This window comes from Agromyces sp. PvR057 (assembly GCF_040547485.1).
Taxonomy (GTDB): Bacteria; Actinomycetota; Actinomycetes; order Actinomycetales; family Microbacteriaceae; genus Agromyces.
Genome location: NZ_JBEPPT010000004.1, coordinates 156,432 through 169,673 on the forward strand (window position 1 = coordinate 156,432; position 13,242 = coordinate 169,673).

A 13,242-nucleotide genomic window follows, 5' to 3' on the forward strand; every position below is an offset into this window, starting at 1 on the left:
GCGCCCGGCATGAGCGCCCGCCTCAAGCTCACCCTCAGTTACGCGGGGTTCCTCATGTTCGCGAGCTTCCTCCTGCTCGCGGCGGTGTGGCTGTTCCTCCTCCGATACGTGCCCGCGCAGGCGGTCAACACGATCGGCGGGTTCGTTCCCGGTCGCGACGACCTCATCCGCGCGTTCGGCCCGGTCGTCACGGGGGTCCTGCTCTTCCTGCTGGTCTTCGGCCTGCTCGGCGGATGGTTCCTGGCCGGCCGCATGCTCGTGCCCTTGGCCCGGATCACGGAGGCGACGCGCCGGGCGGCCAACGGCTCCCTCTCGTACCGCATCGAGCTCGAGGGGCGGAACGACGAGTTCCGCGAGCTCGCCGACAGCTTCGACGCCATGCTCGCGCGGCTCGAGGCGCACGTCGACGAGCAGCGCAGGTTCGCGGCGAACGCGTCGCACGAGCTGCGCACCCCGCTCGCGATCACGCAGACCCTGCTCGAGGTCGCCCGCGACGATCCCGACCGGGTCGACGCCCAGCTCGTCGAACGCCTGAGCGCCGTCAACGCCCGCGCCATCGACCTCACGGAGGCACTGCTCGTGCTCAGCCGCGCCGACCAGCGCTCGTTCGCGAGGGAGGTCGTCGACCTGTCGCTCCTCGCGGAGGAAGCGGCCGAGACCCTCCTCCCGCTCGCGGAGCGCCGCGGCGTCGCCGTCGAGACGACCGGGGAGATCACGCCGGCGCTCGGCTCGACCGCGCTCCTGCTGCAGCTGATCACGAACCTGCTCCACAACGCCATCGTCCACAACCTGCCAGAGCACGGCACCGCGCGGGTCGGCACGGCCGTGCACGCCGATTCCGTCACGCTGACGGTCGAGAACACCGGCGAGCAGCTTGCGCCGCATTTGGTCGCCACGTTCACCGAACCGTTCCTACGGGGCACCGAGCGCATCCGCGGCGACCACGGCGGGGTCGGCCTGGGCCTCGCGATCGTCAAGCGCATCGCCCAGGCGCACGACGGCACCCTCACGATCGAAGCTCGCCCCGGGGGCGGCCTTCGCGTGACGGTGCGTCTCCCGGCCGTGCCGACGGACGCCGTCCGGTGAGCGTGGACCGATGAGCATCCGCGAGCGGATGCGCCCGTCGACGAGTGACGAAGCCGCACGAGCCCGGCGCGCTCGCCGCCTGCTGGGCGCCTCGTTCGCGGCGTACCTCGCCCTCCTCTTCTGGATCGTGCTCTGGAAGCTCGAGCTCCCGTACGTCGGTTCCGGCGCCCTGCGCCAGGTGAAGCTCGTGCCGTTCGTCTCGGACGCCTGCAACGGCGCCAGCGCGCCGTCGGAAGTCGTCGCGAACGTCCTGCTCTTCGTGCCGTTCGGCGTCCTCCTCGGCCTGCTCGCACCGGCGTGGCCGTGGTGGAGGACCGTCGCCGTGCTCGCCGCGGCGAGCCTCGCACTGGAGGTCGCGCAATACGCGCTCGCGGTCGGCAGCTCCGACGTCACCGACCTCGTCACGAACACGCTCGGCGGCGTGCTCGGGCTGGGCCTGCTCGTGCTCGTGCGCCGCAGGCTCGGCGAGCAGACCGTTCCGGCGATGGCGCGGGTCTGCGCGGTCCTGACCGTGCTCGCCCTGGTCGGCACCGCGCTCATCGTCGCGTCGCCGTTGAACTTCGGCCCGCAGCCCGACGTCCGGTTCCCACTGCACGGAGCCTCTGGCGCCGCATCCGGACCGGCGGCGGCGGCGGCGGGCGAGCCTCGCCTCGACGGGGAGCTGCGCGAGGAGCGGTGCCGCTGAACTCCGCTCAGTCCCGACGCGCGAGACGCGCCAGGCGCGCGGTGCGCCGCGACCTCGCCGCGAGCAGCACACCGCCGCCCAGCAGCAGCGCCGCGAGCGCGAGCACCCGGGTCGGTTCCGTGCCGGTCCTCGCCAGGCCGGCGCTCGGCGAACCGCCGCCGGGTGTCCCGCCGCCGTCTCCAGCGGGCTCGGGCGGCTCCGGCGCGACCGACCCGGTGACCGACCACACGCCCTGCGCGTCGTTGTCGGTCTCGGATGCCGCGGTGTCGGTGTCGAGGGTCGGGACGACGAGCGGATTCAGCCGCTCGACGACGTCGTCGACGAAGCCGTCGGCGTCGAGGTCGACCGGTTCGGCCGGCGCGACGTAGGCCACGTTGCGCATCGTGGTCGTGTCGCTCGGCACCGAGAGGATGCGGACGACCACCGTCAGCACGGGACCGTCGTCGCCCGCGGGGATCGAGTCGCCCGACGTCGCGACGGCGTCGGCCACGGAATACCCGTCGCCCGTCATGGAGACCAGCTCCACCGTGTCCGGGAGCAGCTGCGTGATCGTCCAGCCGACCGGTGCCGCCCGGGGGCCGTCGTTGTGCGGGGTGAGCGTCCAGGTGACGAGGTCGCCGATGCCGAGCACCTCATCGTCGGCGACGTCGAGCGCTTGCTCGAGCGAGAGGTCGATGCAGGTCATCGGATAGAGCACGGGGGCCTCGGTCAGCTCGTACACGGCGGCACCGCCGCCCTCGTAGTAGGAGGCACCGTCGAGGAAGCCGGTCGCCCGGCACTCGGATCCCCAGTCGTTCGGGTCGCCGTGGTCGCGGGCGTCGACGGCGATCGGCCCGTCGACGGGCAGGGCGCGCGCGACCGGTGTCGCCGCGGCATCCTCACCGGTCACGGCATTGGCGTAGGCCTGCACGGCCGTGGATGCCGCCGGGAACACGTTGCCGGTCGCGAGCACCGGGTCGCGCAGGGTGCGCCGTGCCGCATCGGGCGCTGCGGGGTCTGGCGACCCGACCGAGATCCAGGTGCCGCTGCCGCTGAACGCGTTGCCCAGCACCTCGATGCCCGACGACGAGTACGAGCCGGGCTCGGCGCCGTCCTCCCACAGCGGCGCGACGGAGATCGCGATCGCGTCGGCCTCCTGCTCGACGGCGTTGTCGGAGATCAGGAGCCCGTGCGCGCCGCCCGCGGTGACGAAGTCCGGCTGACCGCTCACCGTGTTGCGGAGGATCTCGACGCCGGTGGTGCCCTGCAGCACGTGCACACCGCCGCCATTGCCCGTCATGACGTTGTCGTGGATCGAGATGTCGTGGCTGATGCCGTTCTCGGGCGTGGTCACGACGAGGACGCCGACGGCGGCGTTGCCGGTGAACGACGAGGCGCTCACGTCGAGGTTCGCGACGCTGCGGCCGTACAGGGCGCGCTCGACGACGTTCGCCACCGTCGCGTTCGTCACCGTCGCGCCATCCGTCGCCGAGTAGAAGAAGCCGTACGACCCGCCGTCGATGCTCGCGTCGTCGACGTTCACGTCCTGCGACCCGTACGCGCGCAGGATCGCGGCGCCCGTTACGGGGGTCGGTCCTTCACGACCGTCCACGACGATGTCCGAGGCGTTCACGCCGACGGACTGGTGGATGACGAGGGCCGCGCCGGTCAGTTCGGCGTCGATGCCCGTGATGGTCGCGTTCTCGGCGCCGAGGAGGTAGACGCCGCTCGAGGCGTTCGGTGCGCCGACCACGGTGAGGTCGGTGATCGAGATGTCGACGCGATCGGACTCGGGGTCCATCGACGACTGGGCGCCGACCGCGTAGAGGAAGCCCGTCGCGCTCTCGTTCGTGATCGTCGCCCTGCCCGCGTTCACGAGGTTGATCCCGGTGCCGTTCTCGCCCCAAACGCCGGCGTCGAGCACGGCGTCGGAGACCGACGCGCCCTGCGTCGAGCCCAGGGTGATGGCGCCGAAGGCGGTGATCCGCGGCGCGGTGATGAGCGGGCCCGTCCCGGTGTTCAGCAGGTGGGTGGTGATGCCGTACATCATGCCCGTCACGCTCGGCGCCTCGATGACGGCGTCGGTCGCCTTGAAGACGAGGATGCCGGTCGACTGGTTCGCATCGGCGCCGGTGATGCCGGGCCGGACCACGCTGGGGGCGGTGGTGGCCCCGAGCGAGATGCCCTCGCGGCTCGCACCGTCGATCGTCGGCTCGGTGATGGTCGGCCCGTCGGCCGCGTTGGTCGTGCTCGTGCCGATGCCGCGGGCGAACCCCTGCACGGTGACGCCGTCGACCACCGCACCGCTCGAGTTGGCGAGGTCGATGCCCGTTCCGGTCGCGTCGGGCCCGGTGGCGACGACGTCCGTCACGTGCGGCTCGGATGTCGCGCCGAGCGAGATGCCGGACGTCGACGCCGTGACGCTGCCGCCCGAGACCACGATGCCGCTCGCCGTCGACGCCGCAGTGGCGAGGATGCCGGTCGCGACGCCGGTGATGTCGGCGTCGGTGATCGTCGCCGAGGCTGTCGTCAGGTTGACGCCGTACGACGAGAGCTCTCCGCCGCCGTCCATCGTGTATCCGTCGATCACGATCCCGGTCAGGCCGGCGCCGAGTTGGACCCCCGTCGGCCGCGCGACGGCACTCGGATTGCGCACCGTGACGGCGTCCAGCGTGACGCCGGACCCGGTGACCGACACGGTGGCACCCGTCGACGCGACGCCCAGCGAGACATCCGGAGCCAACGCGAGGCCACCGGCGCTGACCGTGATGCGGGTGAAGAGCACGGAGGGGGAAGCGCTGTCGAGCGTGACCGACCGGGTGACGGCCAACGAGCCGGTGAACGCGTAGTCGTTCGCATCGAACGAGACGGTGCCGCCGTCGGGCGCGGCGTTGATCGCGGCCTGGAGGCTCAGCACCGGACCTCCGCCCGGGCGGAGGTCCGGCGTGCCGACCCAGGCGATGGGGAGGCTGTTCGCGTTCGGCACGAGGCCGGGGCGCGGCGGCGGCGGGGACTCGACGATGGAGTCGTCTGGGACCGGTGCCGGCTCGTCGAGGCCCTCGGGCACCGGGCCGTCGTCGGGCGGCTCCGGGTCGCCGGTCTCGGGGTCGTCCGGATCCGCGAGGGCCGGAACCAGGCCGATCGCCGACGCGGGCTCGGCCGGCACGACCGACATCGCCGCTGCGCCCGCGACGCCGACCAGCGTCGCGAGGCAGAGCGCGGCGCCGAGCGCCACCGCCCGCCGCCGTCGTTCGGACCTCGCGAGCACGCCGATCATGCTTCCCCCCAACGCGCCGATGGGACCCACCCCGAACCGCACCGGCGACTCCCCCCAGCGTAGCGACGCCTCGCCGGATGCGCACCGATCCCGAGTAGTGACCACATAAGGTATTCTGGTCACAACGATCGGAGGCCCCCGTGAACGTCCGTCGCACGACCGTCGCCGTGACCGGTGCGACCGTCTCCGTCCTCGAGTGGACGCCTGGCCGCACCGGCCTCGGCGACGGCCTCGACCTCGGCGACGGCCTCGGCGACGGCGACGGCGACGGCCCCACGGTGCTCCTCCTGCACGGCGGCGGGGCCGACAGCGCCGAGCTCTCGTGGGGCGAAGTCGGCCCGGCGCTCGCGAAGGCCGGCTTCCGCGTGCTCGCACCCGACCACCCGGGCTTCGGACGAAGCCCTCGAGCCGAGTGGCCGCTGACCCAGGAGCACCTCGTGCGGTACGTCGGCGAGCTCGTCGACGCCCTCGATCTCGACGACTACGTGGTCGGCGGACTCTCGCTCGGCGGGGGTCTGACGCTCGGCCACCTGCTCGATCGCCCCGGTCGGGCGCGCGGCGCGATGCTCATGGGATGCTTCGGCATCATGCCCAGGCTCGCCGACGGGCCGCTCGGGCGCCTGAGCCACGCGGCGACGTTCCTGCTGCTTCGATCCGGCCTCCTCGCGGCGATGACCCGGTCGTACGCACGGGATCCGGCCGCGATGGAACGCGGACTCCGTGACATCGTGCGCAACCCGTCGGCCCGCACGCCCGAACTGGTGCGGGCGGTCATCGCGGAGGCTGCGGCATCCGACGGCCTGGAGGTCTTCGGCCAGTGGCAACGCGAGCAGGTGCTCTGGGGCCGGCTGCGGACCGACTACACCGATCGGCTGCATGAGATCGAGGCGCCGACCCTGCTCGTGCACGGCGACCACGACCGCGGGGTGCCGATTGCGCGAGCGAGGTCCGCGGCCCGCCTCCTCCCCCGCTCGGAGCTGCTGGAGGTCCCGGATGCCGGGCACTGGGTGCAGCGCGATCGGCCCGACCTCGTGATCCCGGCCATGGTCGGCTTCCTCCGGCGGGTCGGCTGATGCCCCGCCCGCTCGTGCCCGACCGGCGCGAACGCCTCCTCGATGCCGCCGAGCGCCTGATCCTCGAGCGCGGCTTCGACGCGATGGGCATCGCCGCCGTCGCCGCGGAAGCCGGCATCGGCAAGGGGGCGGTCTACCTCGAGTTCGCGGGCAAGCGCGACCTTCTCGACGCCGTGCTGCGCCGCGCGACCCGACGCCTGCGCGCCCGCGTGCGGCTCGAGGTCGGCGATGCGCCCGGCCTCGGTGCCGCCTACCGCGCAGCGGCGCGGGCCCTGCTCGACGACCCCCTGATGACCGCCGCGTTCCTCGACGATCGCGCGGTGCTCGGTGCGCACGTCGACACCGTCGCCGACGATCGATACCGACGACGCCATGAGCGCGTCGTCGGCTGGGTGCGCGGCCTGCAGGCCCGCGGGGCGCTGATGGCGGATGTCTCGCCCGAGCATGTCGCGCTCGCCCTGTCGAGCGCGACCATCGGCCTCCTGTCGGCGGGCAGGCTGCTCGGGCCGATGACGCCGGCGGAGCTCGAGGGCGCGATCGAGGCGCTCGCCCGCATGGCCGCGACCTTCGAGTCCGAGCCGTCGGAGGACGCGTGAGCGACCAGCCCCCGGGCCCGTGCATTGCGGGTGCGTCGCCGTGTTGCGCGCAGTGACACCCGACCTTGCGCCACGGCGTTCGCCCGCCGCACAGTGAGCGGATGTCCGACCCCGTCATCTCCACGACCGCAGCCCCGCCGAACACGGATGCGGCTCACCCCGACGCGCCGACCGCGGATGCGCCGCACGCCGACGCGACCGTTCTCGACAACGCCGCCTGGTACTCGCTCGCCGGCCCCCACGCCTCGTTCGCGATCGGCAACGATCTCGTCCGGCGCTATCCCGACGACGTCGCGCCGTTCGTCGCGGTGCGCACGTGGGAGGATCCCGGCGTCTGGGACGCCCTGATCGACCTCGTCGGCCACGGCGAGGTCATCGGACTCTCGGGCTTCGACGGCGACCTGCCCCCGGGATGGCAGGTGGTCGGTCGCGGCGCCGGCGTGCAACTGGTGGAGACCGACGCGCTCCGCCCGCGCCCCGACGAGGAGGCGATCGTGCTCGGCGCCGACGACGTGCCCGAGATGCTCGCGATCGTCGAGCGCAACCAGCCCGGCCCGTTCCGCCCCCGCACCCACGAACTCGGGCGCTATGTCGGCATCCGTCGCGACGGACGCCTCGTGGCGATGGCCGGCGAGCGCCTGCATCCCGACGGATGGACCGAGACCAGCGCGGTGTCCACCGACGACGCGTACCGCCGACAGGGTCTCGCGTCGCGCCTCGTGCTCGACGTGGCCTTCCACATCCAGCAGCGCGGCGACCGCGCCCTGATGCACGCCGAGGCGTCGAACGTCGGCGCGATCGCCGCATACCAACGGCTGGGCTTCGCGCTCCGCCGGCGTTCGGTGTTCGCCGCGGTGCGCACTCCGGCGTAACGGGAACGCCGGCTCCGCTGCCGCCGTCAAAGAACGTCAGGCCGCGTCACGAGACGACTTGTGCGGGCCTCGACCCGACCTCCCTCAGCGCAGCGGCAGCGGTGAACGCGACTTCGTGACGCCGAACGCGAACGTGGTGGTGATGCCGGCGATCGCCGGGATGGCCCGCAGCTGACCGCGCATGAGCTCCTCGTACTCGCTGAAGGACGCCACCGCGACCTTCGCGAGGTAGTCGTCGTCGCCCGCGAGCAGGTAGGCCTCGACCACCTCGGGGATGCCGCGGAGCCGCTCCTCGACCGCATCGACCACGTCCGTCGCGTGCGACGAGAGCCGGAGCCGCACGAATGCGGTGATGGCCAGACCGACGGCCCCGGCCGCGATCTCGGCGGCGTACCCGGTGATGACGCCGTCGTCCTGGAGCGCTCGGACCCGGCGCAGGCAGGGCGACGGCGAGAGGCCGACGCGGTCGGCGAGCTCCTGGTTGCTGAGGCGCCCGTCCTGCTGGAGTTCGAGCAGGATATGACGGTCGATGGCATCGAGGGAGCGCATTGGCATATTCTGCCAAACCGCTATTCATTCGTGGCATGATCGGCAATCGGCTGCCGTGACCGATTTCCTATCGTTGCGACGTGCTCACGATTCCGCCCTCGCGAAACCTGGCCATCGGCGTCGTCGCCATGGCGGTCGCGGTGCTGCTCTGGGCGTCGTTCGCCCTCACCCTGCGGGCAGTCGGCAGCTCCTCGTTGACCACGATCGACCTGAGCGTGCTGCGGTTCGCGACGCCCGTGCTGGCGCTCTCGCCGTGGTTGCCTCGGGCGATCCGCGAGGTGCGGGCGGCACGGTGCACGACGGTCCTCCTTCTCCTCGTCGGCGGCCTGCCGCACTTCCTCGTCTCCGCGCTCGGCGCCCACCTCGCCCCCGCGGCGCTCGTGGGGCTCGTCATCCCGGGAACGGTGCCGCTCTTCGTGACGGCGCTCGCCGTGCTCGGCGGGCGCACCCGGGTTCCCGCCCGCCACTTGGCATCCGTCGCCGTGATCGTCGTCGGCGTGGCCGCTGCTGCCGTGCTGGCCTCCGCCTCGGCCGCACCGCTCGGGATCGCCGCGCTGCTCACGGCCGGATTCGTGTGGGCGGTCTACACGGTCGGGCTGAAGCGGAGCGCGTTGAGCCTCACGAGCACGGTGCTCGTCGTCTGCGTGCCGTCGGCGGCGGCAGCCCTCGTGCTCGCCTGCTCGGGCGCGATGCCGTCGAACCTGCTCGCCGGCACCGCGCTGCCGAACGACATCCTCCTGTTCACGGTCCTCCAGGGCCTCGGCACCGGGATCCTCTCGACCATCGCGTACGCCTACGCGGTCAGGGCGCTCGGCAGCGGCATCGCTGCGACGGCCGGCGCGCTCAGCCCCGTCGTGGCGGCGGGCCTCGCCGTGCCGCTCCTCGGCGAGCCGGTCACGGTCGGGATCGTCGTGGCGATGTCGATCGTCGTGGCGGGCGTCGTCCTCTTCAACGCCCCGCGACGCCGACGCCCGCTCGAGCAGGCAGACGGATGCCGCGTGCCCGGCGATCGGAGGGCCGGCCACCGCCTTCGCGCCCGGTCGGGCCGCGGCGGACCCGCGCACGTCCGGCTCTCCTGAACTCCTGAATTCCGCGACTCAGAAACGCCGCGACTCCGCGAACCCGCGACTCCCATACTCCGCGATTCCGCGATGATGGAACTGAACACGAGGAGGCGCCGTGAACGACGAGACGATGACCGACGATGATCTCGGCCGGCTGCATCGCTGCATCCGTCTCGCCGCCGATGCCCGCGATCGCGGCGACCACCCGTTCGGATCACTCGTGGTCACGGCAGCCGGCCGCACCATCGAGGCGATGAACACGGTCGTCACGCAGCACGATCCGACCGGCCACGCAGAGACGAACGTCGTCCGCGCGGCCGCCGCTGCGATGTCGGCCGAGGAACTCGCGAACAGCACGCTCTACACGAGCACCGAGCCGTGCGCGATGTGCTCGGGCGCCATCTACTGGAGCGGCATCCCCCGCGTGGTGTACGCGCTCGGCGAGGACGCCCTGCGCGACCTCGTGGCCGAGCAGGAGGGCGTGCCCACGCTGGCACTGCCGTGTCGCGAGGTGTTCGCGCGCGGTGGCCGCACGGTGCAGGTCGCCGGTCCCGCCGATCTCCCTGAGGCGGTCGCGGTGCACCACGGGTTCTGGGGCTGACATGACCGACGTGGAGCGACTGTTCTCGTACGGCACGCTGCGGCTCCCCCGGGTGCAGCGCGAGACGTTCGGCGCCGAGTTGCCCACCGCACCCGACACGCTCGTCGGGTGGCGGCTCGGCACGCTTCGGATCACGGATGCCACGGTGCTGGCCCTGAGCGGCGCGAGCGAGCACCCGATCCTCGACCGCACGGGCGAGGCGTCCGACCGGGTGGAGGGCTCGGTGCTCGTGCTCACGCCCGAGCAGCTGGACGCCGCGGATCGCTACGAGGTCGACGACTACGTGCGCGTGCCCGTGACCCTCGAATCCGGGCTCGCGGCGTGGGTGTACGTCGCGCGCTGACGGGCGATCGCGAGACGAGGCGACATGCAGATCGATGAGGGCGACGAGCCGAGGTTCCAGAGCCCCGAACCGTGTCCGCAGTGCGGCGACGTGCTCGACGGCGGCGTGCTCGCGCTCGACGACAACGTCCTGACGATCACGCTGCGCTGCCTCGTGTGCGGCTACTCGGCGCTGGTCGATCCGTTCGCCTGAGCGCCGGCCCCGGAGCTCCCGCCCGTATCGGCATCGCCCCGACGGCGTCGTGTCGACGTGTAGACGCGCTCGGCGATCCAGAGCACGACGCCGATCGCCAGGAGCGCGATCGCGATGGCGTACTGGCCGGCGGGCCGACCGGAGGTCCACGGGAACACGAGGTACAGGCACGTGATCGCACCGATCACCGGCAGCGCCGTCGGAGTGCGGAAGTGCTTGTGGTCGACGGGCTGCCGGCGCAGCACGAGCACGGTCACGTTGACGATCGCGAACACGGTGAGCAGCAGGAGCGAGGTCGTGCCGCCGAGCAGTGCGACGATCGAACCCTCGGCGTCGAGCGAGACGTACGCGATCAGGCCCGCGGCGAGCGCGCTCGTGAACAGGATCGCCGCCCATGGCGTCTGCCTCTTCGGCGCGACCTTGCCGAGGAACGGCGGCAGCACCTGCTGCCGGCTCATGCCGTAGAGCAGCCTGCTCGCCATCATCATGTTGATCAGCGCGGTGTTGGCGACCGCGAACATCGAGATGAACGGCAGCAGGTCGTTGATCGGGAACCCGGGTGCCGCAGCCTCGACCGCGGTGACGAGCGGCGTCTCGCTGCCGACGAGGTCGCCGATCGGCACGAGGGCGACCACGGTGATCGACACCAGCACGTAGATCACCGCAGCGATGCCGAGCCCGCTCAGCATCATCTTCGGGAAGATCCGGCTCGGGTCCTTCGTCTCCTCCGCCATGTTGACCGAGTCCTCGAAGCCGACCATGGCGAAGAACGCGAGCGAGGTCGCCGTGCTGACCGCGAGCAGCACGCCCTTGTCCTCGTGCGTCTCGAAGGCCACGACCCTCGACCAGTCGGCGTTGCCGCCGGCGATCGCCCACATGCCGATGAGGATGACGAGCAGCAGGCCCGACAGCTCCACGAGGGTCAGCACGACGTTCAGCCACACACTCTCGCTCACGCCGCGCAGGTTGACCAGCATGATGAGCAGGATGAACGCCAGCGCGATGAGCATCGTCGTCACCGTGGCATCCGGGATCCCGAAGGCGACGAGGAGGTTCGCCGCGAACGCGCGCGAGGCCGTCGATGCCGACGTGATGCCGGAGGTCATCACGATGAAGCACACGATGAACGTGAAGAAGTGGATGCCGAACGCCTTGTGCGTGTACAGCGCCGCACCGGCGGCCTGCGGGTACTTCGTCACGAGCTCGAGGTACGAGAACGCCGTGACGGTCGCCACCGCGAACGCGAGCAGGAACGGCAGCCAGGCGGCGCCGCCGACCTCCGCGGCGACCTGGCCGGTGAGCGCGTAGATGCCGGTGCCCAGGATGTCGCCGACGATGAAGAGCAGCAGCAATCCGGGTCCGAGCACCCGTTTGAGTTGCGGCTGCTCCGGCTCGACGGCCTTCACCACCTGCGTCCAGGACGGATCGTCGCTCATGTCGTGGCCCCCTTCGCCCGAAGCCAGCCGACCACATCTCCCGCGCCGGCTCAACCCTTGATCACGGCGTGTCGGTGCCGACCCTCCGACGCGCGAAGGTGTCGAGACGTTCGCGCTTGGTCCGGATCAGGTGCGCCGCGATGGCCTCCTGCGCGGCGACGGGGTCGCGATTCCGGATCCCCTCGAGCACTGCATCGTGCTCGAGCATCGACTCGTGCGCATCCTGCCGGTGGAAGGCATCCTGGTCGAAGATGCGCAGCCGGACGATCAGGCCCTGGAGCATGGCGATGAGCGTGGTGTTCTCCGAGGCCGCCCAGAGATGCTCGTGCCAGCGGGCGTGGAGTCGCCGAGCGACGGCGGGGTCCTCCTCCTGCCGGGCCTCGCGCTGCAACTGCGTGAGCTCGGCCAGCTGCAGGTCGGTGCGACGCACGGCGGCGGCCTGTGCGGCGGCCTGTTCGAGCGCGATGCGCACGTCGTAGATGTCGATCACGTCTTCGGGGGTGCCCGACTGGATGCGGTAGCCCCGCAACGAGCGCACGATGAGCCCCTCCTGCTCGAGGCGGTTCAGCGCCTCGCGGATCGGGGTGCGGGACACGCCGTAGAGCTCGGTCAGCCGGCCCTCGACGAGCGGTTCGTCCCAGGGGAAGCGCCCGGCGAGCAGGTCGTCCCGCAACTGCACGTGGAGGGGTGCGCGCGACATGGATGCTCCTCGACTGCTCGGATAGGTGTACGGATCGGATGGATCTGTATACAGAAAGTACACGTTCAGCAACACGTGCACACACGGCCCTCGCTCGGCCGCATAGTTGTGGGATCCCACCCGAGTTTCCGAGGAGCCAGACATGACCCAGCAGAGCGCGACCGACACCGCCACCCAGGTCGACGGCGACGACCCTCGAACGTCGCCCTTCCGCTGGCGCGTGATCGACATCGTCGTCGCGAGCGTGCTCGGCGTCGCGTCCGGACTGGTGTTCGTGCTCTGGAACATCCTCTCCAACCCGATCAGCGCGCCCGTCGGCGCCGTGCTGCCCGGGCTGCAGGCGATCGTCGGCGGCGGCTGGCTGTTCGCCGGCATCCTCACGGCGCTCGTCATCCGCAAGCCGGGCGCTGCCCTGTTCGGCGAACTGGTCGCCGCTGCGGTCTCGGCGCTCGTCGGCAACCAGTGGGGGCCGCTGACCCTCGAGTCCGGCCTCGTGCAGGGCCTCGGCGCCGAGCTCGTGTTCGCGGCATTCCTCTACCGCCGCTGGAACCTCCCGGTCGCCCTGCTCGCGGGTGCCGTGAGCGGGCTCGCACTGGCGATCAACGACCTCATCCTCTGGTACCCCGGCTCCGGATCCGCCTTCTCGACCATCTACGTCGTGGCCGCGATCGTGTCCGGTGCCGTGCTGGCCGGCCTCCTCTCCTGGCTCGCGGTGCGCGGTCTCGCCCGCACGGGCGCGCTCAGTCGCTTCGCCTCCGGTCGCGAGGCTCGCACCCGCGAGGCGTGACC

General features: G+C 71.8%; 14 protein-coding genes. 10 read left to right on the forward strand and 4 right to left on the reverse strand.

What is annotated here, in order from left to right:
* Positions 1-9 precede the first annotated feature (9 nt).
* Positions 10-1,086, forward strand: a complete 1,077-nt coding sequence (locus tag ABIC29_RS15390) for a sensor histidine kinase (RefSeq protein ID WP_354246728.1) — start codon at positions 10-12, stop codon at positions 1,084-1,086.
* 10 nt (positions 1,087-1,096) lie between these two features.
* Positions 1,097-1,771: a VanZ family protein gene (locus tag ABIC29_RS15395; protein WP_354246731.1), complete on the forward strand. Its 675-nt coding sequence runs from the start codon at positions 1,097-1,099 to the stop codon at positions 1,769-1,771.
* Positions 1,772-1,778: 7 nt separating this feature from the next.
* On the opposite strand, the gene ABIC29_RS15400 is transcribed toward ABIC29_RS15395, so the two are convergent.
* Complete coding sequence (locus ABIC29_RS15400; protein ID WP_354246734.1) at positions 1,779-5,018, reverse strand: NosD domain-containing protein; 3,240 nt, start codon at positions 5,016-5,018, stop codon at positions 1,779-1,781.
* Positions 5,019-5,167: 149 nt separating this feature from the next.
* Here ABIC29_RS15400 and ABIC29_RS15405 point away from each other — a divergent pair, with 149 nt between their 5' ends.
* The 3 genes from ABIC29_RS15405 (at position 5,168) to ABIC29_RS15415 (ending at position 7,568) form a co-directional block, all read left to right on the forward strand.
* Entirely contained in the window at positions 5,168-6,100 is a 933-nt protein-coding gene (locus ABIC29_RS15405) for an alpha/beta fold hydrolase (RefSeq protein ID WP_354246737.1), read from the forward strand.
* Positions 6,100-6,696, forward strand: a complete 597-nt coding sequence (locus tag ABIC29_RS15410; protein WP_354246740.1) for a TetR/AcrR family transcriptional regulator — start codon at positions 6,100-6,102, stop codon at positions 6,694-6,696. The genes ABIC29_RS15405 and ABIC29_RS15410 overlap by 1 nt, the downstream gene beginning before the upstream one ends.
* A gap of 101 nt (positions 6,697-6,797) precedes the next feature.
* Positions 6,798-7,568: a GNAT family N-acetyltransferase gene (locus ABIC29_RS15415; protein ID WP_354246743.1), complete on the forward strand. Its 771-nt coding sequence runs from the start codon at positions 6,798-6,800 to the stop codon at positions 7,566-7,568.
* Positions 7,569-7,652: 84 nt separating this feature from the next.
* Here the strand turns inward: ABIC29_RS15415 and ABIC29_RS15420 are convergent, their stop codons facing one another.
* Entirely contained in the window at positions 7,653-8,117 is a 465-nt protein-coding gene (locus ABIC29_RS15420; RefSeq protein WP_354246746.1) for an Lrp/AsnC family transcriptional regulator, read from the reverse strand.
* 80 nt (positions 8,118-8,197) lie between these two features.
* Between ABIC29_RS15420 and ABIC29_RS15425 the strand changes: the two genes are divergently transcribed.
* The 4 genes from ABIC29_RS15425 to ABIC29_RS15440 all read left to right on the forward strand — a co-directional run bounded on the left by ABIC29_RS15425 (position 8,198) and on the right by ABIC29_RS15440 (position 10,317).
* Complete coding sequence (locus ABIC29_RS15425; protein ID WP_354246749.1) at positions 8,198-9,196, forward strand: DMT family transporter; 999 nt, start codon at positions 8,198-8,200, stop codon at positions 9,194-9,196.
* Between the two features lie 100 nt (positions 9,197-9,296).
* Positions 9,297-9,782 carry a nucleoside deaminase gene (locus ABIC29_RS15430; RefSeq protein ID WP_354246752.1) on the forward strand — a complete coding sequence of 162 codons (486 nt, stop codon included), beginning with the start codon at positions 9,297-9,299 and terminating at the stop codon, positions 9,780-9,782.
* Position 9,783: 1 nt separating this feature from the next.
* On the forward strand, positions 9,784-10,125 hold the full coding sequence (locus tag ABIC29_RS15435) for a gamma-glutamylcyclotransferase family protein (protein WP_354246755.1): 342 nt from the start codon (positions 9,784-9,786) through the stop codon (positions 10,123-10,125).
* Positions 10,126-10,149: 24 nt separating this feature from the next.
* On the forward strand, positions 10,150-10,317 hold the full coding sequence (locus tag ABIC29_RS15440; protein WP_354246758.1) for a hypothetical protein: 168 nt from the start codon (positions 10,150-10,152) through the stop codon (positions 10,315-10,317).
* Here the strand turns inward: ABIC29_RS15440 and ABIC29_RS15445 are convergent.
* On the reverse strand, positions 10,287-11,753 hold the full coding sequence (locus ABIC29_RS15445) for an APC family permease (RefSeq protein ID WP_354246761.1): 1,467 nt from the start codon (positions 11,751-11,753) through the stop codon (positions 10,287-10,289). The two genes, ABIC29_RS15440 and ABIC29_RS15445, sit on opposite strands and share 31 nt — an antisense overlap.
* A 61-nt stretch (positions 11,754-11,814) precedes the next feature.
* The gene (locus ABIC29_RS15450) at positions 11,815-12,453 is read right to left on the reverse strand and encodes a GntR family transcriptional regulator (protein WP_354246764.1); all 639 of its coding nucleotides are present in this window, start codon (positions 12,451-12,453) and stop codon (positions 11,815-11,817) included.
* A gap of 142 nt (positions 12,454-12,595) precedes the next feature.
* Here ABIC29_RS15450 and ABIC29_RS15455 point away from each other — a divergent pair, with 142 nt between their 5' ends.
* Positions 12,596-13,240, forward strand: a complete 645-nt coding sequence (locus ABIC29_RS15455) for an ECF transporter S component (protein ID WP_354246767.1) — start codon at positions 12,596-12,598, stop codon at positions 13,238-13,240.
* Positions 13,241-13,242: the final 2 nt, after the last annotated feature.